At 69.7% G+C, this 21,931-nt stretch carries 24 protein-coding genes; 4 read left to right on the top strand and 20 right to left on the bottom strand.

Annotated elements, in window-relative coordinates:
• Positions 1-6 precede the first annotated feature (6 nt).
• Complete coding sequence (secG, locus tag JOE46_RS03830; RefSeq protein ID WP_097209867.1) at positions 7-240, bottom strand: preprotein translocase subunit SecG; 234 nt, start codon at positions 238-240, stop codon at positions 7-9.
• A gap of 212 nt (positions 241-452) precedes the next feature.
• Here secG and JOE46_RS03825 point away from each other — a divergent pair, with 212 nt between their 5' ends.
• Positions 453-1,382 (top strand): tyrosine-protein phosphatase, encoded by a 930-nt coding sequence (locus JOE46_RS03825; protein ID WP_209926282.1) that lies wholly within the window; start codon positions 453-455, stop codon positions 1,380-1,382.
• A gap of 69 nt (positions 1,383-1,451) precedes the next feature.
• On the opposite strand, the gene JOE46_RS03820 is transcribed toward JOE46_RS03825, so the two are convergent.
• The 8 genes from JOE46_RS03820 to uvrC all read right to left on the bottom strand — a co-directional run bounded on the left by JOE46_RS03820 (position 1,452) and on the right by uvrC (position 10,251).
• Positions 1,452-1,901, bottom strand: a complete 450-nt coding sequence (locus JOE46_RS03820; protein ID WP_269590057.1) for a nitroreductase family deazaflavin-dependent oxidoreductase — start codon at positions 1,899-1,901, stop codon at positions 1,452-1,454.
• 114 nt (positions 1,902-2,015) lie between these two features.
• Positions 2,016-2,801 (bottom strand): triose-phosphate isomerase, encoded by a 786-nt coding sequence (gene tpiA / locus JOE46_RS03815; protein ID WP_097209870.1) that lies wholly within the window; start codon positions 2,799-2,801, stop codon positions 2,016-2,018.
• Positions 2,802-2,804: 3 nt separating this feature from the next.
• Positions 2,805-4,016, bottom strand: a complete 1,212-nt coding sequence (gene pgk / locus JOE46_RS03810; protein ID WP_209926278.1) for a phosphoglycerate kinase — start codon at positions 4,014-4,016, stop codon at positions 2,805-2,807.
• 6 nt (positions 4,017-4,022) lie between these two features.
• Positions 4,023-5,042, bottom strand: a complete 1,020-nt coding sequence (gap, locus tag JOE46_RS03805; protein ID WP_077041527.1) for a type I glyceraldehyde-3-phosphate dehydrogenase — start codon at positions 5,040-5,042, stop codon at positions 4,023-4,025.
• Positions 5,043-5,226: 184 nt separating this feature from the next.
• Positions 5,227-6,210, bottom strand: coding sequence for a DNA-binding protein WhiA (gene whiA / locus JOE46_RS03800; RefSeq protein WP_077041526.1), 984 nt, complete (start codon positions 6,208-6,210; stop codon positions 5,227-5,229).
• Positions 6,201-7,217, bottom strand: coding sequence for a uridine diphosphate-N-acetylglucosamine-binding protein YvcK (gene yvcK, locus JOE46_RS03795; protein ID WP_097209872.1), 1,017 nt, complete (start codon positions 7,215-7,217; stop codon positions 6,201-6,203). The genes whiA and yvcK overlap by 10 nt, the downstream gene beginning before the upstream one ends.
• Positions 7,214-8,080, bottom strand: a complete 867-nt coding sequence (rapZ, locus tag JOE46_RS03790; RefSeq protein WP_077041525.1) for an RNase adapter RapZ — start codon at positions 8,078-8,080, stop codon at positions 7,214-7,216. The genes yvcK and rapZ overlap by 4 nt, the downstream gene beginning before the upstream one ends.
• 29 nt (positions 8,081-8,109) lie before the next feature.
• Positions 8,110-10,251: an excinuclease ABC subunit UvrC gene (gene uvrC, locus JOE46_RS03785; protein WP_209926276.1), complete on the bottom strand. Its 2,142-nt coding sequence runs from the start codon at positions 10,249-10,251 to the stop codon at positions 8,110-8,112.
• Between the two features lie 131 nt (positions 10,252-10,382).
• On the opposite strand from uvrC, the gene ggt reads away from it, so the two are divergent.
• Positions 10,383-12,308, top strand: coding sequence for a gamma-glutamyltransferase (gene ggt, locus JOE46_RS03780; protein ID WP_209928944.1), 1,926 nt, complete (start codon positions 10,383-10,385; stop codon positions 12,306-12,308).
• 24 nt (positions 12,309-12,332) lie between these two features.
• Here ggt and JOE46_RS03775 read toward each other — a convergent pair whose 3' ends face one another.
• From JOE46_RS03775 to JOE46_RS03740, 8 genes are all read right to left on the bottom strand, one after another.
• Positions 12,333-12,593 carry a hypothetical protein gene (locus JOE46_RS03775; protein ID WP_209926273.1) on the bottom strand — a complete coding sequence of 87 codons (261 nt, stop codon included), beginning with the start codon at positions 12,591-12,593 and terminating at the stop codon, positions 12,333-12,335.
• 224 nt (positions 12,594-12,817) lie between these two features.
• On the bottom strand, positions 12,818-13,267 hold the full coding sequence (locus JOE46_RS03770; protein ID WP_136909300.1) for a PH domain-containing protein: 450 nt from the start codon (positions 13,265-13,267) through the stop codon (positions 12,818-12,820).
• On the bottom strand, positions 13,264-13,761 hold the full coding sequence (ribH, locus tag JOE46_RS03765) for a 6,7-dimethyl-8-ribityllumazine synthase (RefSeq protein ID WP_097209876.1): 498 nt from the start codon (positions 13,759-13,761) through the stop codon (positions 13,264-13,266). The genes JOE46_RS03770 and ribH overlap by 4 nt, the downstream gene beginning before the upstream one ends.
• Complete coding sequence (locus JOE46_RS03760; protein WP_097209877.1) at positions 13,758-15,011, bottom strand: bifunctional 3,4-dihydroxy-2-butanone-4-phosphate synthase/GTP cyclohydrolase II; 1,254 nt, start codon at positions 15,009-15,011, stop codon at positions 13,758-13,760. Before JOE46_RS03760 ends, ribH begins: the two co-directional genes overlap by 4 nt.
• 93 nt (positions 15,012-15,104) lie before the next feature.
• A complete protein-coding gene (locus JOE46_RS03755; RefSeq protein ID WP_209926271.1) occupies positions 15,105-15,716 on the bottom strand; it encodes a riboflavin synthase in 612 nt (203 codons plus the stop codon).
• A gap of 13 nt (positions 15,717-15,729) precedes the next feature.
• A complete protein-coding gene (ribD, locus tag JOE46_RS03750; RefSeq protein WP_097209879.1) occupies positions 15,730-16,821 on the bottom strand; it encodes a bifunctional diaminohydroxyphosphoribosylaminopyrimidine deaminase/5-amino-6-(5-phosphoribosylamino)uracil reductase RibD in 1,092 nt (363 codons plus the stop codon).
• A 1-nt stretch (position 16,822) separates the two neighbouring features.
• Complete coding sequence (gene rpe, locus JOE46_RS03745; protein WP_097209880.1) at positions 16,823-17,506, bottom strand: ribulose-phosphate 3-epimerase; 684 nt, start codon at positions 17,504-17,506, stop codon at positions 16,823-16,825.
• Between the two features lie 11 nt (positions 17,507-17,517).
• The gene (locus tag JOE46_RS03740) at positions 17,518-17,874 is read right to left on the bottom strand and encodes an MmcQ/YjbR family DNA-binding protein (protein ID WP_097209881.1); all 357 of its coding nucleotides are present in this window, start codon (positions 17,872-17,874) and stop codon (positions 17,518-17,520) included.
• 62 nt (positions 17,875-17,936) lie between these two features.
• Here JOE46_RS03740 and JOE46_RS03735 point away from each other — a divergent pair, with 62 nt between their 5' ends.
• Positions 17,937-18,587, top strand: a complete 651-nt coding sequence (locus tag JOE46_RS03735) for a hypothetical protein (RefSeq protein ID WP_097209882.1) — start codon at positions 17,937-17,939, stop codon at positions 18,585-18,587.
• Between the two features lie 15 nt (positions 18,588-18,602).
• Here the strand turns inward: JOE46_RS03735 and JOE46_RS03730 are convergent, their stop codons facing one another.
• Entirely contained in the window at positions 18,603-19,088 is a 486-nt protein-coding gene (locus tag JOE46_RS03730) for an ArsI/CadI family heavy metal resistance metalloenzyme (RefSeq protein WP_097209883.1), read from the bottom strand.
• A gap of 90 nt (positions 19,089-19,178) precedes the next feature.
• Here JOE46_RS03730 and JOE46_RS03725 point away from each other — a divergent pair, with 90 nt between their 5' ends.
• On the top strand, positions 19,179-19,535 hold the full coding sequence (locus tag JOE46_RS03725) for an Rv2640c family ArsR-like transcriptional regulator (RefSeq protein ID WP_097209980.1): 357 nt from the start codon (positions 19,179-19,181) through the stop codon (positions 19,533-19,535).
• Between the two features lie 9 nt (positions 19,536-19,544).
• On the opposite strand, the gene JOE46_RS03720 is transcribed toward JOE46_RS03725, so the two are convergent.
• A complete protein-coding gene (locus JOE46_RS03720) occupies positions 19,545-21,011 on the bottom strand; it encodes an RsmB/NOP family class I SAM-dependent RNA methyltransferase (RefSeq protein WP_097209884.1) in 1,467 nt (488 codons plus the stop codon).
• Positions 21,008-21,931, bottom strand: coding sequence for a methionyl-tRNA formyltransferase (gene fmt, locus JOE46_RS03715; protein WP_209926269.1), 924 nt, complete (start codon positions 21,929-21,931; stop codon positions 21,008-21,010). The genes JOE46_RS03720 and fmt overlap by 4 nt, the downstream gene beginning before the upstream one ends.

Raw genomic sequence — 21,931 nt, 5'->3', positions numbered from 1 at the left:
GTGTCGTCAGCTGTACTTGATCTGGAGACCGATACCGAGGATCGCGATCAGCCAGATGATGGCCGTGAACACGGTGAGCCGGTCGAGGTTCTTCTCGACGACCGTGGAACCGGACAGGCTGGACTGCACGCCGCCGCCGAACAGGCTGGACAGGCCGCCGCCCTTACCACGGTGCAGCAGCACCAGCAGGATCAGCAGCAGGCTGGTGATCACCAGCAGGATGTCCAGGAACAGTTCCATGTAATCTCCACGCCTTCGCTGACGGATACGGCCACAAGTCGCCCAAGCCTACCGTTCGGCCCGCCATGGACTCGTATCGGACCGGATTGTGAGCCGTCCAACACGAATTGTGACCGCTGAGCGGGAGGAACGGCCGTCATTCGAGACAGCGGAGCGCCCACGTGACTACCTTCGCCTCCCGACAGACCACAAATCCGATGGGAAGGTTCTTCATGTCTCGACACGGTTCCAGGATCGCGGGGTCTCTGCTGGTGACGAGCGGAGTGCTGCTCGCCGGTTTCAGCGGCGCCGGGCTCGCGCAGGCCGACCCGATCCTTCCCCCGGCGCTCGCCGAACTGCTCAACTCCGGGTCCGCCGGCCTCGGTAGCGTCGGCGCCGGCCAGACCGCGCCGGACGCACCGCGGCTCGCCAGCATCGACAACTTCCGCGATGTCGCAGGCACCGGAGCCGGGTACCCGGGAGCGCACGGCAAGAACGTCAACAAGGGCGTGTTCTACCGCGCCAACGCGATCGTCCCGAACGACGCCGACATGGCGACGCTGACCGGACTGAATCTCTCCACCGTCTACGACCTCCGCGCCGACGACGAGGTCGCCCAGAAGCAGGACGTGCTGCCCGCAGGCGTCACCTACAAGCGCATCCCGATCCTCTCCGGCAACATCAACGAGATGCTCGGGAAGATCAAGTCCCCCGAGGACGCCCGGACGATGATGCAGGACATGAACCGCGCCTTCGTCACCGGTTCGGTCGAGCGGTCGAAGTTCAACGAACTCCTCACCGACATGGCGAACACCGACGGCGGCCAGGTCTTCCACTGCACCGCGGGCAAGGACCGCACCGGCTGGACCTCGGCCCTGCTGCTCGGCATCGCGGGCGTGTCGAGCCAGACGATCATGGACGACTACCTGCTGACCAACGAGTACGCCAAGGACTCGATCGCCAAGAACACCGAGGGCCTCAAGCGCGCATTCGGTGACGCATACGTCAACTTCATCCCACTGGTCACCGTCGAGTCGAGCTTCCTGCAGGCCGGCCTGGACCAGGTCAAGGCGGATTACGGCACCGTCGACAAGTACCTGACCGACGGCCTCGGCCTGGATCAGGCCACCATCGGCAAGCTGAAGGCCAAGCTGCTCCGCTGATGTGACCCTCGCGGAACGCCGGTGGGCGCGCGGCCCGAAGCCACGCGCCCACCGGCGTTCCGCGTTCCGCTATCGCGGGGTGAGCACGACCAGCGGGATCGGGCGGTCGGTGTGCCGCTGGTAGCCGCTGTAGCGGCCGCCGTTGTTCGCGTCGGCCGCCGCGAACAGCCGCGCGTAGTCCGCGTCCTCCGGCCCGATCAGGCGGGCGGTGACCGGCACGGTGGTGGTGCCGACCCGGACCGAGGCGTCCGGACGTGCCCGCAGGTTGAAGTACCAGCCGGGCGATCGCGGTGCGCCGCCGTTGGAGGCCACCACCACGTAGTCCCGACCGTCCTGCACATAGGTGAGGCTGTTGACCCGCGCCTGCCCGGTCTTCGCCCCGACGGTGTCCAGCAGCAGGCACGGCACCCCGAGGATCCGGTGGCCGATCCGGCCGTTCGTGCGCTCGTAGACCCACTGATGCGCCTTCAACACCTGGACCCCGATCTTCTTGACCGCGGGGATCTCCTCGAACTTCACCGGACGCTCCTCTAGTCGACGACAACTACATGTTACCTCTCGACACATAAAACGCCGATGGGCGCGCGATCCGAAGACCACGCGCCCACCGGCGTTCGTTCTGCGACCGTCAGATCACGGCAGCGGACCGCCCGCAGCGATCGCCGAGAGCGTCGCGAACTCGTCAGCCTTGAGCGAGGCGCCGCCGACGAGGGCACCGTCCACGTCCGACTGGCCGACGATCTCGCCGACGTTCTTCGCGTTCACCGAGCCGCCGTAGAGGACGCGAACGCCCGCCGCGACCTCGGCCGACGCCAGCGTCGCGAGCTCACCGCGAACCGCCTTGCAGACCTCCTGCGCATCCGCCGGAGTCGCGACCCGGCCGGTGCCGATGGCCCACACCGGCTCGTACGCGACGACGACCTTGGCGATCTCGTCCGCGGACAGCCCGGCGAGGGATCCACGCAGCTGCTCCAGGTTGTACTCCACCTGGTTGCCTGCCTCGCGGATCTCCAGTCCCTCACCGATGCACACGATGGGGGTCAGGCCGTTCTTCAGCGCCGCCTTGGTCTTGGCGAGCACCGTCTCGTTCGACTCCCCGTGCAGGGTGCGACGCTCCGAGTGGCCCACCACCGCGAAGGTGCAGCCCAGCTTGGCCAGCATGGCACCGCTGATCTCGCCGGTGTAGGCGCCGGAATCGTGCGCGGAGACATCCTGCGCACCGTAGGTGAGCAGGAGCTTGTCGCCCTCGACCAGCGTCTGCACGCTGCGGATGTCCGTGAACGGCGGGATCACCGTCACGTCGACCTTGTCGAAGTACTTCGCGGGCAGCGAGAACGCGATCTTCTGCACCAGGGCGATGGCCTCGAAGTGGTTGAGGTTCATCTTCCAGTTGCCCGCGATGAGCGGCTTACGTGCCATCGCTCAGCCCTCCAGCGCTTCGATGCCAGGAAGGGACTTGCCCTCGAGGTACTCCAGGGAGGCGCCGCCGCCGGTCGAGATGTGCGAGAAGCCGTCCTCGGGCAGGCCGAGCAGCCGCACCGCGGCCGCGGAATCGCCGCCGCCGACGACGCTGAACGCGCCCTTGCCGGTGGCCCCGATGATCGCCTCGGCGACACCCTTGGTGCCTGCCGAGAACTTCTCGAACTCGAACACGCCCATCGGCCCGTTCCAGAACACCGTCTTGGCGCCGGACAGGATCGCCGCGAAGCGCTCCACCGACTCCGGTCCGATGTCCAGGCCCATCCAGCCGTCCGGGATCTCGAGCACCGACACCGTCTTCGACTCCGCGTCGGCGGAGAACGAGTCGGCGATCACCACGTCCTGCGGGATGTGGATGACGTCGGCGTACCGCTCGAGCAGCGACTTGCAGGTGTCGATCATCGACTCCTCGCACAGCGAGTTACCGACGGACACCCCCTGCGCGGCGAGGAAGGTGTAGAACATGCCGCCGCCGATGACCAGGGTGTCGGCCTTGGTGGCCAACGCCTCGATCACGGCCAGCTTGTCGGAGACCTTCGAGCCGCCGAGCACCACCGCGTAGGGCCGCTCGGAGTCCTCGGTCAGCTTCTGCAGCACCTCGACCTCGGTCGCGACCAGGGCGCCCGCGTAGTGCGGCAGCAGCTTCGCCACGTCGTAAACCGACGCCTGCTTGCGGTGCACCACACCGAATCCGTCGGAGACGAACGCGCCGTCGCCGTCGACCAGCTCCACGAGCGCCTTGGCGAGGGATTCCCGCTCGGCGTCGTCCTTGCTGGTCTCACGGGGATCGAAGCGGATGTTCTCCAGCAGGAGCACGTCGCCGTCGGTGAGTCCCTCGGAACGGGCCAGCGCATCCTGTCCGACGACATCGCCTGCCAGCTGCACGTTGCGTCCGAGCTCCTCGCCGAGCCGGGCCGCGACCGGTGCCAGCGACAGCGCCGCGTCGGGCTCGCCCTTGGGGCGGCCCAGGTGCGCCATCACGATGACCTTGGCGCCTGCCTCGGCCAGCGTGCGGATCGTCGGTGCGGACGCGATGATGCGGCCCGGGTCGGTGATCGTGCCGTTGTCCAGCGGGACGTTGAGGTCCGAGCGCACCAGCACGGTGCGGCCCGCGACCCCGGCGTCCAGCAGATCCTTCAGTGTCTGAACAGCCACGTGGATCTACAGGGACTTCGCGACGAGACCGATGAGGTCCGCCAGACGGTTGGAGTAGCCCCACTCGTTGTCGTACCAGGAGACGATCTTGACCTGGTCGTCGATCACCTTGGTCAGGCCCGAGTCGAAGATCGACGAGTGCGGGTCGGTGACGATGTCCGAGGACACGATCGGCGCGTCGGTGTACTTGAGGATGCCCTTGAGGGGGCCCTCGGCGGCGGCCTTCATCGCGGCGTTGATCTCGTCGGCGGTGGCCGACTTGCGCAGGTTCGCGGTGAGGTCGGTGACCGAGCCGGTGGGGATCGGAACCCGCAGCGCGTAGCCGTCGAGCTTGCCGAGCAGCTGCGGGAGGACCAGGCCGATGGCCTTGGCCGCACCGGTGCCGGTGGGAACGATGTTCAGGGCGGCCGCGCGGGCGCGACGCAGATCGCTGTGCGGGGCGTCCTGCAGGTTCTGGTCCTGGGTGTACGCGTGGATCGTCGTCATCAGGCCCTTGACGATGCCGAACTCGTCATCGAGGACCTTGGCGATCGGGCCGAGGCAGTTGGTGGTGCACGAGGCGTTGGAGATGATGTTCTGGCTGCCGTCGTACTTGTCGTCGTTGACGCCCATCACGATGGTGATGTCCTCGCCCTTGGCGGGCGCGGAGATGATGACCTTCTTGGCGCCGGCCTCGAGGTGACCCTTGGCCTTGGCCGCATCGGTGAAGATGCCGGTGGACTCGACGACCACGTCGACGCCCAGGTCGCCCCAGGGCAGCTCGTCCAGCGGGCCGCGGTGCGCAAGCGCCTTGATCCGCTGGTCGCCGACGACGATGGTGTCGTCGCCGTCGAGGGAGACGTCGTACGGCAGACGGCCCAGGATCGAGTCGTACTTGAGCAGGTGGGCGAGGGTCGCGTTGTCGGTCAGGTCGTTGACCGCCACGATCTCGATGTCGGTGGTGCCGAGCGCCTTCTGCGCATCGACCGCCCTGAAGAAGTTACGTCCGATACGACCGAAGCCGTTCACGCCTACCCGGACAGTCACAATTCGCTCCTTTGACCATTCTCAGTGTTCATCGATCAGATGTGTGCCCCACACTAGTGCTCCGCGCGGGACGCAAAGACAGGTGGCCCAGTGGGATGGATCACCCACTGCACCCGAGGTGAGGCTCAATACATGGCCGGCTCCGCCGCGCTACGCCTCAGTGCCGATGGTCGGCTCCGCTGCGCTACGCCTCGTCCAGCAGGTCGGCGGTCACCGCGGACTCCGTGTCCGGGATCCCCGTGTCCTTCGCCTTGCGGTCCGCCATCGACAGCAGGCGACGGATCCGGCCCGCGACCGCGTCCTTCGTCATCGGCGGATCGGCCAGCTGGCCGAGCTCCTCCAGCGAGGCCTGCCGGTGCTGCACCCGCAGGCTGCCCGCGGCGGCGAGATGATCGGGCACGTCGTCGCCGAGGATCTCCAGGGCCCGCTCGACCCGCGCCGCCGCGGCGACCGCGGCCCGCGCCGACCGCCGCAGGTTCGCATCGTCGAAGTTCGCCAGCCGGTTCGCCGTTGCCCGGACCTCCCGGCGCATCCGGCGCTCCTCCCAGGTCAGCCTCGTGTCCTGGGCGCCCATCCGGGTGAGCAGCGCGCCGATCGCCTCGCCGTCGCGCACCACGACCCGATCCGTGCCACGGACCTCCCTGGCCTTGGCCGCCACACCGAGCCTGCGGGCCGCGCCGACCAGTGCGAGCGCCGCCTCCGGGCCAGGGCAGCTGATCTCCAGTGCCGAGGAACGACCGGGCTCGGTCAGCGAGCCGTGCGCGAGGAACGCACCCCGCCACGCCGCCTCCGAGTCGACGACGCTGCCGCCGACGACCTGGGCGGGCAGCCCACGCACCGGACGGCCACGCAGGTCCAGCAGACCCGTCTGGCGTGCGAGGGCCTCGCCCTCCTTGGCCACCCGCACGATGTAGCGGGAGCTCTTGCGCAGCCCGCCCGCGCCGAGCACGTGCACGTCGGAGGAGTAGCCGTACAGGTCGAAGATCTCGCGGCGGAGCCGGCGCGCGGTGTTGCCGAGGTCCACCTCCGCCTCGACCACCACGCGCCCACCGACGATGTGCAGCCCGCCCGCGAACCGAAGCAGGGACGAGACCTCGGCCTTGCGGGCGGAGACCTGGGTCACCGCAAGCCGGCTCAGCTCGTCCTTGACCTCCGCTGTCATTGCCACGAAGTGGTCTCCCTTCCGGGGGTTGTCTGGCGTTCCTTCGGCACCGCGAGGCGGTCGAGGACCGCGGCGAGCTTGCCCGCGTGGTGTGTCGCACCGCCGTTGTCCGCAACGTCGGCGTAGGTCAGTTCGGCCCCCAGGAGCTGGGCGGCCCGGTGAAGATAGTCGCGCTCGCTGCCCTCCGGCACCGACGCCGAGTCGACGATGATGTCGTCGACCGTCAGCTCGGGCGCATGCTGGGACAGTACGTGCAGATGGCGCTCCGCCGAGAACCCCGTCGTCTCGCCCGGCTCGGCCACCAGGTTCAGGATCAGCGTCTTGCGCGCCCTGGTCTCCATCAGGGCCTGCACCAGCTCGGGCACCAGCACGTGCGGGATGACACTGGAGAACCAGGAGCCGGGACCGAGAAGCACCAGGTCGGCCCGCTCGATGGCGGCGACCGACTCGGGGCAGGCAGGTGGATCCGGCGGCAGCAACCGCACACGGCGCACCTTCCCCGGAGTGGTGGCGACGGCCACCTGCCCGCGGATGCACCGACTGACCCGCGGGTCGCTCTCCAGACCCACCACGTCGGCCTCGATGTCGAGCGCGATCGGCGACATCGGCAGCACGCGACCGTGGATGCCGAGCACCCGGCCCATCTCGTCGAGGGCGGCGACGGTGCCGCCCATCACCTCGCTGAGCCCGGCCAGGATGAGGTTGCCGACCGAGTGACCCGCGAGCGCGCCGGTGCCGCCGAAGCGGTGCTGCAGCGTCGCCGTCCAGGTCCGCACCTCGGGTGTGTCCGCCGCCAAAGCGGCCAGCGCCATCCGAAGGTCGCCGGGCGGGATCACGCCGAGTTCGGACCGCAGCCGACCCGAGGAGCCGCCGTCGTCTGCGACCGTCACGACCGCGGTGACGTCGGAGCTCACTCGCCTCGCTGCACCGAGAGTGGCGTAGAGACCGTGACCGCCGCCGAGGGCAACGATCGTGGGGCCGGCGGGAACCTCCGCGAAGGAGTCGGACGTCATTCGCGCCCCAGGTCCCGGTGCACGACCTTGACGGTCACACCCTGCTCCCGCTCCAACATGCCCGCAAGGGCCTCAGTCATTGCCACACTCCGATGCTTCCCGCCGGTGCACCCCACCGCAATTGTCATGTAACGCTTGCCTTCCCGACGGTATCCGTTGGTCGTCAACTCCAACAAATGCCGGTAGGTGTCCAGGTAGTCCCTTGCGCCGTCCTGAGAGAGGACGTAGTCGCTCACCGCCGCATCCCGCCCGGTGTGTTCGCGCAGTTCCGGAATCCAGTGCGGGTTCGGCAGGAACCGCACGTCGCACACGAGATCAGCATCCATCGGCAGCCCGTATTTGAAACCGAAGGACTGCACGGTGATCGCGATCGCCCCGGTCGTCTCGCCGCCGAACGCGGACTCGATCTTCTGCCGCAGCTCGTGCACCGACAGCGACGAGGTGTCGATCACCAGGTCCGCGTCGGCCTTGACCGGCGCGAGCTGCACCCGTTCGGCCTCGATCCCCTCGATCAGGGTGCCGTCGACGCCGTCCTGCTGCAGCGGGTGGCTGCGCCGGACCTGCTCGAACCGTCGGACCAGCACCTGATCGGTCGCCTCCAGGAACAGCACCCGGGTCCGCGTCGCCTTCGATTCCACCTCTTTGATGACCGAGACGAGGTCGCCGGTGAACCGGCGACTCCGGACATCGATCACGACGGCGAGCTTGGGGATACGCGATCCGGGTTCGAGGCCGAGGTCGACCATCCGGGAGATCAGTTCGGGCGGCAGATTGTCCGCGACGTACCAACCGAGATCCTCGAGCACGTTCGCCGCGGTACTCATTCCGGCGCCGGACAGGCCGGTGACCAACGCCACCTCCATGTCCGACTCCCCCTGCCCCGTCACGTCACTCACTCGACTCCCGCCCTCCTCAGTCCGTTTCCGTGCTGGTCGGAGCCCCCGAACTCACCCTCACCCGCCGTCGTGGCGGTCACGCTGGGACCATCATCCCCCACCGCGGCGTCCACCACCGGGTCATCCGCGCCCATTGATGTCGCGGCTTGTGCCGGATCGGGTTCGGCCCCGAGCGCGACCAGCACCGCCTTCGCGGTGGTGACCCCGATCCCGGGCACCTCGATGATCTCCTCCACGGTCGCCTGCTTGAGCTTGGCCACCGACCCGAAATGGGTGACCAGCGCGGTGCGCCTGGCCTCGCCGAGCCCGCGGACGGAGTCGAGCGCCGAGGCCGTCATCCGACGCGAACGCTTGCTCCGATGGAAGGTGATCGCGAATCGGTGTGCCTCGTCGCGCACCCGCTGCAGCAGGTACAGCGATTCACTGGTGCGCGGCAGGATCACCGGGTCCTCGTCGCCCGGCACCCAGACCTCCTCGAGCCGCTTCGCGAGGCCGACGACGGCGACATCGGTGATCCCCAACTCATCCAGGACGGCCGCCGCCGCCGCGACCTGTGGCGCGCCACCGTCGACGACGTACAGGTTCGGCGGATAGGCGAACCGCCGCGGCCTACCGGTCTGCGGGTCGAGTGCCGCTTCGGGCGCCGGGTCTCCCCCGTCGCCCGCGTCCGCATGGCCGGCGGCGTCCGTACCTGCCACGTCCGCCGCGTGCCGCAGGAAACGTCGACGCGTGACCTCGGCGATGCTGGCCACGTCGTCCGAACGCCCGTCCCCCGCAGCCTCTTTGATCGAGTAGTGCCGGTAGTCGGACTTGCGGGGCAGGCCGTCCTCGAAGACCACCAACGAGGCGACCACGTCGGTGCCCTGGACGTGACTGATGTCCACGCACTCGATCCGCAGCGGCGCCTGATCGAGATCGAGCGCTTCCTGAATCCCTTGCAGCGCCGCCGATCTCGAGGTGAGATCGCCCGCCCTGCGGAGCTTGTGCTGCGCCAGCGACTCCTTGGCGTTGCGCTGCACGGTTTCGGCGAGGGCCTTCTTGTCGCCGCGCTGCGGCACCCGCAGGGTCACCGCCGATCCCCGCAGGCCGCTGAGCCAGACCTGGAGTTCCTCGGCGTTCGGCGGCAACTCCGGCACCAACACCTCGCGCGGCACCACCGTCGTCTTGTCCGCGGTCAGCCCGGGCTGATCGGTCATCGCGGCCTGTTCGCCGTAGAACTGGGTCAGGAACTGTTCGACCAGGTCTTCGGATCCACTCTCCCCGGAGCGCTCGACCACCCAGCCGCGCTGACCGCGCACCCGGCCGCCCCGGACGTGGAACACCTGGACCGCGGCCTCGAGCTCGTCGGCCGCGAAGGCCACCACGTCGGCGTCGGTCCCGTCGCCGAGCACCACGGCCTGCTTCTCCAGCGCCTTGCGCAGCGCCCCCAGATCGTCGCGCAGCCGCGCCGCGCTCTCGAAGTCCAGGTCGTCGGAGGCGCGCAGCATCTTCGCCTCGAGCTCGCGGACCAGTTTGTCTGTGCGCCCGGAAAGGAAGTCGCAGAAGTCCAGGGCGATGCGCCTGTGCTCGTCGGCGCTGACCCGGCCGATACACGGGGCCGAGCACTTGTCGATGTAGCCGAGCAGGCAGGGCCTGCCGATCTGGTTGTGCCGCTTGAACACACCCGCCGAGCAGGTGCGGGCCGGGAACACCCGGAGCAGCAGATCGAGCGTCTCGCGGATCGCCCAGGCGTGCGCGTACGGACCGAAGTACCGCACCCCCTTGCGGCGCGGACCGCGGTACACGAACAGTCGCGGGTACTCCTCGTTCAGGGTCACCGCCAGGACCGGATAGGTCTTGTCGTCCCGGTAGCGAACGTTGAAGCGTGGATCGAACTCCTTGATCCAGTTGTACTCGAGCTGCAGCGCCTCGACCTCGGTGCCGACCACGGTCCACTCCACGCTGCCCGCGGTGGTGACCATCTGCCGGGTGCGCGGATGCAGGGACGCGACGTCCGCGAAATAGGAGCTCAACCGGCTCCGCAGGCTCTTCGCCTTACCGACGTAGATGACCCGGCCGTGAGGATCGCGAAACTTGTAGACGCCTGGCGCCACCGGAATGGTTCCCGGGGCGGGGCGATAGGTGGCTGGATCGGGCACAACACCAGGCTAGTCGTCCCCACCGACCACCCCGGACAGCCGCACCGAGGGCCCCTTCGCCTGCTAGCGTCGGAAGCCGGGGCACGTAGGCCACTCGTTCTGGGGTGATCGGTGTGAGCACAGGCGATGCGATGCGTCTCGCCGCGGCGACCGCGACGGTCCTGACACTGACGCTGGCGGTCGGATGCTCCGCCACCGACGACGGTGCGGCCGGCCCGTGCACCATCGCGGCGAACGGCACGCCCATCGCCGCCGCACCCCTGACCCAGCCGCCCACCAGTGCGAACCTGTCCACTCATCCCGAGATCGCCACCGGATACCGCGCCGGGATGACCCCCGTCACGACGGCCACGTTCGCGGTGTCCACCGCGAACCCCGTCGCCACCGAGGCCGCTTGCCGGGTACTCGACGACGGCGGCACCGCGGCGGACGCGCTGATCGCGGCGCAGGCCGTGCTCGGTCTGGTCGAGCCGCAATCGTCGGGCATCGGCGGCGGGGCCTTCCTGCTGTACCACGACGCGGCGACCGGGACCGTCGACGCCTACGACGGACGTGAGACCGCGCCGATGGCCGCCACCGAGAACTACCTGCGTTTCATCGACGACGCCAACCGGACCGAGCCGACACCCTCGGCGCGGGCGAGCGGCCGCTCGATCGGCATTCCCGGGGTGCTGCGCATGCTGGAGATGAGCCATCGCGAACACGGAAAGCAGCCATGGGACACCCTGTTCGAGCCTGCGATCGCACTCGCGGACAACGGGGTCGAGATCAGTCCCCGGATGGCGAGCTCGATCGCGGGCTCGGCCAGGGACCTGGCCGTCGACGAGGATGCGCAGACGTACTTCCTCAATCCGGACGGGTCACCGAAGCCGGAGGGCACCGTGTTGACGAATCCGGCGATGGCGAAGACGTTGGGGGCGATCGCCGCGGAGGGGGCCGACGCGTTCTACGTGGGGCCCATCGCCGAGGCGATCGTGGCGGCGACCGATGACCCGAGCGGAGGTCGCACACCCGGCGCGATGACCACCGCGGACCTCGCCGGATATCAGGCCAAGAAGCGCACCGCGTTGTGTACGGACTACCGAGGGCGCGAGGTCTGCGGGATGCCGAGCCCGTCGTCCGGCGGCACCGCGGTGGCCGCCACGCTGGGGATCCTGAGCAACTTCGACCTGTCGGCGTACCCGCCGACCGCACTCGACGCGGACGGCGGCGAACCCGACGCCACGGGCGTGCACCTGATCGCCGAGGCGGAACGACTGGCCTACGCGGACCGGGACAAGTACGTCGCCGACTCGGACTTCGTGCCGCTGCCTGGCAACTCCCCCGACACCCTGATCGATCCGGACTACCTGCGGGGCCGCTCGGCGCTGATCGACCCGCGCCGGAGCATGGGCACCGCCCAGCCCGGCGACTTCGGCCCGGTCGCCATGGGTACGCAGCCGGGCAACGACCACGGCACCAGTCAGATCACCGTGGCCGACCGGTACGGCAACGTCGCGGCGATGACCACCACCATCGAGTCGGCGTTCGGCTCCTTCCACATGGTCGACGGCTTCCTGCTCAACAATCAGCTGACCGACTTCTCCGCGCAGCCGACCGCGCCGGACGGTTCGCCGCTCGCCAACCGGGTGGAGCCGGGAAAGCGGCCGCGCAGTTCGATGGCCCCGACCCTGGTGTTCGAGCGGGGCAACGGGCACCGCGGCGAGGTGCTGCTGGCCGTGGGGTCCCCCGGCGGCTCCGTGATCATCCAGTTCGTGGTCAAGACGCTGGTCGGCATGCTCGACTGGGAACTCGACCCGCAACAGGCCGTGTCCATGGTCGATTTCGGCGCGGCGAACACACCGAAAACGAACGTCGGCGGCGAGCACCCCAACATCGAGGCCGCCGACAATGGCGCCACGGACCCACTGGTGCGGGCGTTGACCGAGATGGGCCACCAGGTTTCGACGGAACCGCAATCGAGTGGGCTGAGCGTGCTGGGGCGTCACGACGAGGGCTGGATCGGCGGCGCGGACCCGCGCCGGGAGGGCGCGGTGACCGGCGACGTCGTCGGGTAGCCGAAGTGCCAGGGGCGCAGCGACTTACGCGGAGGTGGAGACCAATTTCCGCCGACTCGGTGCGTGCGGATGGTTGCCACGCCCCGCGGGGGCGCGGCGACCGTCGGCCCGACGGAGGTCGGCCAGCCGCTGGGACGGCTGACAACCGGACGGCTGGGACGCGGCGGTCACGGCGGCGCGGGCGCGGTCGAGCCGACGGAGCTCGACGAAGTAGACCGCGCTGATCGCGACGTAGATGGCGGCCATGATGATCGGGCCGCATGCGAGGACGAGGAGGATTTCCACTGGACCTCCAATGCAATTGAGTCGGGCACCCGATCCGAGCGGTCTCGAATTCGACGTACTTGACTCGATCCACACTAGTGGGCTGGTACGCACCAAAAGGTCACAGCCGCGTGAACTCGGGCCGATCCGGACGTGGGATGGGACACACCTTTTCGGATACGAGAACGGCCCGACGCGCTCTTGGCACGTCGGGCCGTGGTGGTCGAGCGGGGCGCCTGGCAGATCTATTCGGCGTCCGCCTGCGCGTATTTCGATTCGAGTTCGCGGAACTTCCTGACCGCGTTCACGGCGTACTCACGGTCGTTCGCCTGGATCGCCATGGCCGGGATGTACTCGTCGTCGGGCAGCTCGATCCGCGCCCAGGCCGCCCCGTCCGGGAAGGTCAGGCCGCGCACCAGATCCCACTCTACGAACCGCTCGGTGAACGCGTTGCGCACCGAGACTCCACTGGCGTTGGCGCGTAGCCGCGGGCGGGTCAGCAGCAGCGCGCCGCCGGCGAGGATCCCGCCGATGCCGACCATCGCGAGCTGATCGATCAGCCGGAAGTACACGCCTGTCGCCGAGCTGCGCAGCAGCACCGCGAGCACGACGAACACCAGCACGAACACAGCCGCGACCGCCATCGCGTAGCGGGCGGACCGCTTGGACCGTACGTCCATCTCCCACGCGCTCATCGGAACGACTGCTCGGTCCAGGGCTGACGCAGGTGACGGAGCGTCACCGCGGTGTCGAGCGCGGCGGCACAGGCCTGACCGCCCTTGTCCTCGACGGAGCCGGGGAGTCCGGAGCGGTCCCTGGCCTGCTGTTCGGTGTCGGTGGTGAGCACCCCGTTGCCGACCGGGGTGCTCTCGTCGAGGGAGACCCGGGTGAGGCCGGCGGTGACGGCGTCGCAGACGTACTCGAAATGCGGGGTGCCGCCACGGATCACGACACCGAGCGCGACCACCGCGTCGTGGGTGCGGGCCAGCGCCTGCGCCACCACCGGCAGCTCGATGGCGCCGGCGACGCGGACGAGCGTGACGTCCTCGAGCTGGGCCTGCTCGGCCACCCGCTGCGCGCCCGCGACGAGGGCCTCGGAGATCTCGGCGTGCCACTGCCCGGCCACGATCGCGAGCTTGAGGTCCTTCGCCTCGTCGAGCTGGAGCTGTGGCAGCCCCTCGCCGCTCATACCGCGCCCCCGCTCTCGAAGTCGTCGAGACCGATCAGGTCGTGACCCATCCGGTCCCGCTTGGTGCGCAGGTAGGTGAGGTTCTCGGCGTTGGCGCGCAACGGCATCGGCACCCGCTCGGTGATCTGCAGGCCGTAGCCGTCCAGCCCGACCCGCTTGGCCGGGTTGTTCGTCAGCAGCCGCATGGACGAGATGCCGAGATCGACGAGGATCTGCGCGCCGATGCCGTAGTCGCGGGCATCCGCGGGCAGCCCGAGTTCCAGGTTCGCGTCGACGGTGTCGGATCCCGCGTCCTGCAGCTGGTACGCCTGCAGCTTGTGCATCAGGCCGATGCCCCGGCCCTCGTGACCGCGCATGTACAGGACTACGCCTCGGCCCTCCTGGGCGACCATGTCGAGCGCCGCGTCGAGCTGCGGGCCGCAGTCGCACCGCAGCGAACCGAACACGTCTCCGGTCAGGCACTCCGAGTGCACGCGGACCAGCACGTCGCTGCCGTCGCCGTCCGGACCGGCCAGGTCGCCGCGCACGAGGGCCACGTGCTCGACCTCGTCGTAGATGCTCTGGTAGCCGACGGCCTTGAACTCGCCGTGGTTGGTCGGGATCCGCGCCTCGGCGATCCGCACCACGTGCTTCTCGTGCTTGCGACGCCAGGCGATGAGATCCGCGATCGAGATCATGGCCAGGTTGTGATCGTCGGCGAAGACCCGGAGCTCGTCGGTCTGGGCCATGTGGCCCTCGTCCTTCTGGCTGACGATCTCGCAGATGACGCCCGCGGGACGCAGGTCAGCCATCCGGGCCAGGTCGACGGCCGCCTCGGTGTGGCCTGGCCTGCGCAGCACGCCGCCCTCCTTGGCGCGCAGCGGCACCACGTGGCCGGGGCGGGTGAAATCGCTCGCGCCCGAGTTCGGGTCGGCGAGCAGGCGCATCGTGGCGGCGCGGTCGGAGGCCGAGATGCCGGTGCCGATGCCTTCCTTGGCGTCGACCGTCACCGTGTACGCGGTGCCGTGCTTGTCCTGGTTGCTGGAGAACATCGGCGGCAGGCCGAGTCGGTCGCAGTCGTCACCGTCGAGCGGGACGCAGAGGTAACCGGAGGTGTAGCGGACCATGAAGGCCACCAGCTCCGGGGTCGCCTTCTCGGCGGCGAAGATGAGGTCGCCCTCGTTCTCGCGGTCCTCGTCATCGACGACGACGACGGCCTTGCCTGCGGCGATATCGGCGACTGCGCGCTCGATACTGTCGAACCTGGTCACGTGGTGCGCTCCATCAAAGTCATGAATAGCTCTCCGTGCACCCGTAAGTGCACCTCAACAGTACGACCCCGACTCCTCGGGCCCGAAATTCGGCTACCGGCCGGCGGTCTGCAGACGCTCGACGTACTTCGCGATCACGTCCACCTCCAGGTTCACCGGGGTACCGGGGGCGGCACCGCCGAGGGTGGTCATCTCGAGGGTGGTGGGGATCAGCGAGATCTCGAAGAACTCGCCGCCGTCCCCGTCGCGACCGAGGGCAGACACGGTCAGCGAGACGCCGTCGACGGTGATCGAGCCCTTCTCCACCACGTAGCGGGCGATCGTGTCGGGCAGCGAGATCCGGACGACCTCCCAGTTCTCCGACGGCGACCGGCTGATGACGGATCCGGTGGCGTCGACGTGTCCCTGCACCAGGTGGCCACCGAGGCGGCTGTTCAGCGCCGCGGCCCGCTCCAGGTTCACCCGACTGCCGACGTCCAGCGCGCCGAGGCTGGAGCGGTTCAGCGTCTCCGCCATCACATCGGCGGTGAAGGAGTCGCCGCCGAGCACCTCCACCACGGTCAGGCAGACGCCGTTGACCGCGATCGAGTCGCCGTGCCCGGCATCGGAGGTCACCAGCGCGCCACGCACGGTGAAGCGGGCGGCATCGGCCAGGTCCTCCTTGGCGACGATCTCACCCAGTTCTTCGACGATCCCGGTGAACACTTCAGTCCGCTCCTCAGTTGTTGGTGCTGTTCTGTTCATTCTCGTCCTCGGCTCGCACGCCGCGGTCGCCGGGCGTCAGGCTCAGCAGCAGATCCGGCCCGAGCGTCTCGACGGACTCCCGGTGGAACCGGAGCGCCTGCGCGATGTTCGTGACCCCAGCATCCTCTACGGCGGCCGCCCCCGCGCCGAGCAGTACCGGTGAGAGGAACGCCAGGATCCGGTCCACCAATCCCGCCTCGAGGAACGCGCCGGCCAGACGGGGTCCGCCCTCGAGCAGGACATCGGGCAGATCGGCCAGCGCCTCGACCACCTCGCGGGGGTCACGGGTCCGCAGCACCAGGGTCGGCGCCGCGTCGTCGAGCACCCGGGCCGAGGCCGGGATCTCGCGCTCCCCCACCACCACTCGCACCGGCTGGTGATCGGCGAGGCTGCCGTCCGGATTGCGGGCGGTCAGCCACGGGTCGTCGGCGAGGACGGTGCCGGTGCCGACCACGATGGCGTCAAGCTTGGCGCGCTCCCGGTGTACCCGCGCCCTCGCCTCGGGGCCGGTGATCCACTGGCTGGTGCCGTCGGCCGCCGCGCTGCGTCCGTCGAGGCTCGCGGCGAACTTCCAGGTGACATGGGATCGTCCGGTGCGCTGGCGGTGCAGCCAGGCGCGCAGCGGCCCGAGTTCGACGTCGTGGGCACCGAAACCGGGCAGCACGTCGATCCCCGCCGAACGCAGGGTCTGCGCGCCGCCCGCGGCCTGCGGATGGGGATCGTCCACCGCGAAGAGCACCCGGGACACCCCGGCCTCGATCAGGGCGAGCGCGCAGGGGCCGGTCCGGCCCTGGTGGTTGCAGGGCTCGAGGGTGACCACCGCGGTGCCGCCCCTGGCCCGGCTGCCCGCGGCGCGCAGCGCCATCACCTCGGCGTGCGGTCCGCCGACCGGGCTGGTCGCCCCGACGCCGACGACCGCGCCGCTCTCGTCGAGGATCACGGCGCCGACCGGCGGATTGGGGCTGGTGGTCCCGCGCACCCGCTCGGCGGCATCGACGGCGAGCCGCAATGCCGCCGACTCGGACTCTGTCGGCTCCGACCCGGGGGCGCGACGGGGACCGGGCACGTTAGTGGGCCAGGGTCAGGTGCGGCGAGGCCGACGCGGCCTGCGCGCGCAGCGCGCGAACGGCCTCCGCCGGGTCCGAAGCCCCGTAGACGGCCGAGCCGGCGACGAAGCAGTCGACGCCCGCCTCCGCGGCCGCCTCGACGGTGTCGGTGTTGATCCCGCCGTCGATCTCGACCAGCAGGGTCAGCTCACCCGAATCGACCAGCTTGCGCACCGCGCGCGCCTTGCTCAGCACCTCGGCCATGAAGGACTGCCCGCCGAAGCCGGGCTCGACGCTCATCACGAGCAGGGTGTCGAACTCCTTGAGGATCTCCAGGTAGGGCTCGATCGGGGTGCCGGGCTTGACGCTGAGGCCCGCCTTCGCGCCCGCCGCCCTGATGTCGCGCGCGACCGCGATCGGATCGTCGGTGGCCTCGGCGTGGAAGGTGACGTTGTGTGCGCCCGCCTCCGCGTACGGCGGCGCCCAGCGGCCGGGGTTGTCGATCATCAGGTGGCAGTCGAGCGGGATGTCGGTCGCCTTGAGCAGGCTCTGCACGACCGGGAGCCCGAGCGTCAGGTTCGGCACGAAGTGCGCATCCATGACATCGACGTGCAGCCAGTCGGAACCGGCCACGGCGGCGGCCTCCTCGGCGAGCCGGGCGAAGTCTGCGGAAAGAATGGACGGAGCGATCATCGGGTGAGCCACAAGTCGCCAGCTTAGTTGGTGCGCGAAGCCTCTTCGACGTGGCGCTTGCGCAACCTCGCGGGCGCCCTGATCCGCCAGGCCTCGGCCACGAGTTCGATCAGCTGTTGCCGATCCACCCGTTCTAGGTCGACCAGGATCGCGCCGTAGCCGTCGTAATGCGGCGTCGTGAAGAACGCGGGGTCGCCGGAGGCCAGCAACGCCTCCTTCTCCTCCAGTGCGCACAGCAGCATCAGCCCGCCCTCGGCCTCGCTGCGCAGCCGCGCGAACCCCTTGCCGCCGACCTTGAGCGCGGGGGTGTTGTACGAGGTGGACACCTCGACCTCCGGCAGGCGCTCCGCGATGTCGACGACGTCTTCCCAGGTGTGCATGAGTTCAGATTGCACCCGCCAGCATCCCCGGGCTTGGACGTATGGGCAGTTACGCTCGAACGGTGACGCGCGACCGCATCATCCGCCTCCGGCGCGAGGCGTGGGGATTCGCCATCGGATCGATCTTCTTCGCCGTCGGGGCGGTACCGCAGTACGCCGAGGCGGTCGGCGTGGTGGCCACCAACCTCACGTTCTTCGTCGGCGCCATCTTCTTCACCCTCGCCGCCCTGATCCAGCTCGTCCTCAGCGGCAGGCAGCCGCCTCGGCGCGGCACGAACCCCGCCGACCGGGCGGACTGGTGGGCCGCCGCCATCCAGTTCGCAGGCACGCTCTGCTTCAACGTGAGCACGACGGAGGCCCTGCTCACGGTCATGGATGCCGATGCGCACCTGTCGGACGGCTGGCGCCCAGATGCCTTCGGATCGATCTGCTTCCTGGTTTCCAGCGGACTCGCCGTCGTGGCCACCAGGGATCGCCACACCCTGTGGGACACCCACGCCCGCACCTGGCACGGCACCTGGCTCAACATGCTCGGCTCGGTCTTCTTCGGGCTGTCGGCGGTCGGCGCGTACGCGCTTCCCACGACCGGCGACCTCCTCAGCCTGTTCTGGGCGAACCTGGGCACCTTCCTCGGCGCGCTGTGCTTCCTCGCCGCGGCGCTGCTGAGCCGGCGTTCCATCCACGCGGATGGAGCGCCGGCCCCGGTGTCCTGACCCGGCCGGGCCGGTTCAGCAGCAGGAGCCCTGCGCGGGCGCGGCTTCCTCCGCCGACGTCGAGGCGCAGCACACTCCGCCAGCGGGTGCCGCGCTCGCGGCCAACTCGAGCGAGGACGGTCCGGTGCCGAAGGTCTCGCTGTCGGCGAGCACCGTGTACACCTCCCACTTCTCGCCCGCGGGGCCGGTGACCCACACCTTGTCCTGGGTCGCGAAGCAACAGGTGGTGCCGATCTCCTCGTCGGTGAACAAGCCCTCGCCGGTCAGCCGGGCGATCTCCTCGTGCACCACCTCGCTCGATTCCACCTCCACGCCAAGGTGATTGATGCTGCCGCCCTTGCCTGGGTTCTGCAGCAGCACCAGCTTCAGCGGCGGCTCGGCGATGGCGAAGTTCGCGTAGCCCTCGCGCAGCTTGGCCGGTTCGGTGTTGAACAACTTCGAGTAGAACGCGACCGATTCGGTCAGGTCGTCGACGTTGAGGGCGAGCTGTACTCGGGACATGAGAACCTCCAGTGAGACATATATCGAATTAGATACCGCCAACTATGGCACCTTTTTGACATATGTCAACAGACTGGCATGATGGACGGCATGCCCAAGGCCCTGCCATTGCTGGATGTGTCCGCACCGATCTGCTGCGCCCCGGTGGCGGCGGGCCCGATGACGGACGAGGCCGCGCTGCACGTGGCGCTGCGACTCAAGGCGCTCGCCGACCCGACCCGGATCAAGCTGATGTCGATCCTGCTCACCAACCCCGACGGCGAGGCCTGCACCTGCGACCTCGCCGCGGCGATCGAGCTGACCGAGTCCACGGCCAGCCACCACCTCGCCCAGCTGAAGAAGGCGGGCATGGTCGAGTCGACGAGGCGCGGCATGAACGTCTACTACCGCGCCCGCGCCGACTCGCTCGAGGCGCTGCGCCTCGTGCTCGACCCGAACTGCTGCTGACCGGTCCGGTTACTCCGGCTTGCGCAGCGCCGCCATGAACATCGCGTCGGTGCCGTGCCGGTGCGGCCACAGCTGCACACCGGGACCGTCACCCAGCTCGGGCACGCCCGGCACCAGTTCCCTGGTGTCCAGCGCCACGACGCCGTGCCTACGGACCGCGTCGGCGACCACGCCGACGGTCTCCGACAGGTGCGGGGAACACGTCGAGTACAGGACGACCCCACCGGGCCGGACCAGCGAGATCGCCGACGCCAGGAGCTCGCGCTGCAGCTTGACCAGGGCCGCCACATCGGTGGGCTGACGGCGCCAGCGCGCCTCGGGGCGACGCCGCAGCGCGCCGAGGCCGGTGCACGGCGCGTCCACCAGCACCCGGTCGAATCCGGGTGCGAGGCCGGGTTCCCGACCGTCCGCGACGTGTACGTCCACCGGCAGGCCCTTGGTCGTCTTGCGGACCAGGTCCGCCCGGTGCTCGGCCGGCTCGACGGCATCCAGCCGCGCGCCCTCGATATCGGCGAGGGCGCCGAGCAGCGCCGCCTTGCCGCCCGGTCCAGCGCACAGATCGAGCCAGCGTCCACCGTCGGCACCGAGCAGCGGCGCCAGCGCCAGCGCCCTGGCCACGAGCTGGCTGCCCTCGTCCTGCACACCCGCGAGGCCCTCGCGGACCGCGTCGAGCTGGCCGGGGTCGCCGCCGTCGAGGTGCACCGCGTACGGCGAGTAGGGGCCGATCTCGCCCCCGGTCACCAGGGCGAGCTCCTCCGCCGAGATCTCCCCCGGTCGCGCCACCAGATGCACCGACGGCCGGGCGTCGTCCGCCGCCAGCACCCGCTCGATCTCGCCCGCGTCAGGGCCGAGCGCATCGGCGAACGCCTGCGCGATCCAGACCGGATGCGCGTACTCGAAGGCCAGGTGTCCCACCGGGTCCGAGCTCGCATCGGGCGCCAGCTCGGACACCCACTGCTCCTCGCTCTTCTCGGCCACCCGGCGCAGCACCGCGTTCACGAAACCTGCCTTGCCGCCACCGAATTCGCTGCGGACCAGGTCCACCGAGGTGGCCACCGCCGCGTGCGGGGCGACCCGGGTGCGCAGCAGCTGGTAGGTGCCAAGGCGCAACACATCGAGCAGAGGTCCGTCGATCTCGTCGATCGGCCGTCCCGCGCCGCTGGCGATGACGGCGTCGAGCAGGCCCTGCGCGCGGCAGGCCCCGTAGGCGAGCTCGGTCGCCAGGGCCGCGTCCCGGCCGTCCATCTTCCGGTCGCGAAGCAGACCGGGCAGCACCAGGTTTGCGTAGGCGTCGCGCTCGCGCACCGCGCGCAGCACGTCGCGGGCCGCGACCCGGGGCCGATCGACCCCGCTCGCGGACGGGTCGGGCCTGCCTGCCTGGCGCGGCCGGGTGTTCGGGCCGCCCTTCGCGCCCTGCTTGTCGCCGCCGCGCGACTGATCGCGCTTTCCTCGTGCGGGCCTACGGGATTCGGTCACAGTGCACGCACCTCGGGTTCGAGGCGCGCTCCCCGCGCCCAATCGGCGGCCGCCATGGCCTTCTTACCTTGTGGCTGAACCTGACTCAGCCGGACCGCGGTCGTCGCGGTTCCGACATAGCAGCCGTCCTTGCGGACCAGGAATTGTCCCGGCTCCAGGGTCTCGTCGGTGACCTGCACCGGACCGACCTTGAGCCGCAGCTCCCCCACCTGCGTCCACGCACCGGGCGCTGGGGTTACCGACCGGACCAGCCGATCGACCGCCTGCGCAGGCTGATCCCACCGAATCCGGGCCGATTCGACGGTCACCTTCGGCGCGTGCGACACGCCCTCGGTCGGCTGGGGCACCGGCGTCGTCGCGCCGTCCTCGATGCCGTCGAGCACGGACTCGAGCAGCACCGCGCCGCCCTCCGCGAGGCGGCCGAGCAACTCGCCCGCGGTGTCGGTGTCGCGGATTCGCTCGGTCATCACCCCGAACACCGGCCCGGTGTCGAGACCCTCTTCCAACAGGAAGGCGCTCGCGCCGGTCATGTCGTCGCCCGCGGCGATCGCCGCCTGCACGGGCGCGGCTCCGCGCCACGCGGGCAGCAGGGAGAAGTGCAGGTTCACCCAACCGTGCCGCGGCACGTCGAGCACCGGTCGCGGCAGCAGCGCGCCGTAGGCGACCACCGGGCAGCAGTCCGGCTCGAGTGCGCGCAGCCGATCCAGGAACTGCGGGTCGGAGGCTCGCGCCGGCGTGAGCACCTCGATGCCGTGCTCGTCTGCGAGCTGCCCGATCGGCGATCGGGCGACCTTCCTGCCCCGACCGGCGACGGCGTCCGGCCTGGTCACGACCGCGACCACCTCGTGCCGGGAGGACTTCAGCAGCCGTGCCAATGACGGCACGGCGGGCTCGGGGGTACCGGCAAAGACGATCCGCAT

The organism is Rhodococcus sp. PvR099, from assembly GCF_017833315.1.
In the GTDB taxonomy this organism is placed as follows: Bacteria; Actinomycetota; Actinomycetes; order Mycobacteriales; family Mycobacteriaceae; genus Rhodococcus_G; species Rhodococcus_G oryzae.
This window is presented reverse-complemented; position numbering and strand designations above follow the sequence as displayed.

Bases quoted from the DNA above. Each gene is read 5' to 3' on its own strand.
- secG (WP_097209867.1), bottom strand. From the start codon at position 240: ATGGAACTGTTCCTGGACATCCTGCTGGTGATCACCAGCCTGCTGCTG.
- JOE46_RS03825 (WP_209926282.1), top strand. From the start codon at position 453: ATGTCTCGACACGGTTCCAGGATCGCGGGGTCTCTGCTGGTGACGAGC.
- tpiA (WP_097209870.1), bottom strand. From the start codon at position 2,801: ATGGCACGTAAGCCGCTCATCGCGGGCAACTGGAAGATGAACCTCAAC.
- yvcK (WP_097209872.1), bottom strand. From the start codon at position 7,217: ATGACGTCCGACTCCTTCGCGGAGGTTCCCGCCGGCCCCACGATCGTT.
- rapZ (WP_077041525.1), bottom strand. From the start codon at position 8,080: ATGGAGGTGGCGTTGGTCACCGGCCTGTCCGGCGCCGGAATGAGTACC.
- ggt (WP_209928944.1), top strand. From the start codon at position 10,383: ATGCGTCTCGCCGCGGCGACCGCGACGGTCCTGACACTGACGCTGGCG.
- JOE46_RS03770 (WP_136909300.1), bottom strand. From the start codon at position 13,267: ATGAGCGCGTGGGAGATGGACGTACGGTCCAAGCGGTCCGCCCGCTAC.
- ribH (WP_097209876.1), bottom strand. From the start codon at position 13,761: ATGAGCGGCGAGGGGCTGCCACAGCTCCAGCTCGACGAGGCGAAGGAC.
- JOE46_RS03740 (WP_097209881.1), bottom strand. From the start codon at position 17,874: ATGCACACCTGGGAAGACGTCGTCGACATCGCGGAGCGCCTGCCGGAG.
- JOE46_RS03730 (WP_097209883.1), bottom strand. From the start codon at position 19,088: ATGTCCCGAGTACAGCTCGCCCTCAACGTCGACGACCTGACCGAATCG.
- JOE46_RS03725 (WP_097209980.1), top strand. From the start codon at position 19,179: ATGCCCAAGGCCCTGCCATTGCTGGATGTGTCCGCACCGATCTGCTGC.
- fmt (WP_209926269.1), bottom strand. From the start codon at position 21,931: ATGCGGATCGTCTTTGCCGGTACCCCCGAGCCCGCCGTGCCGTCATTG.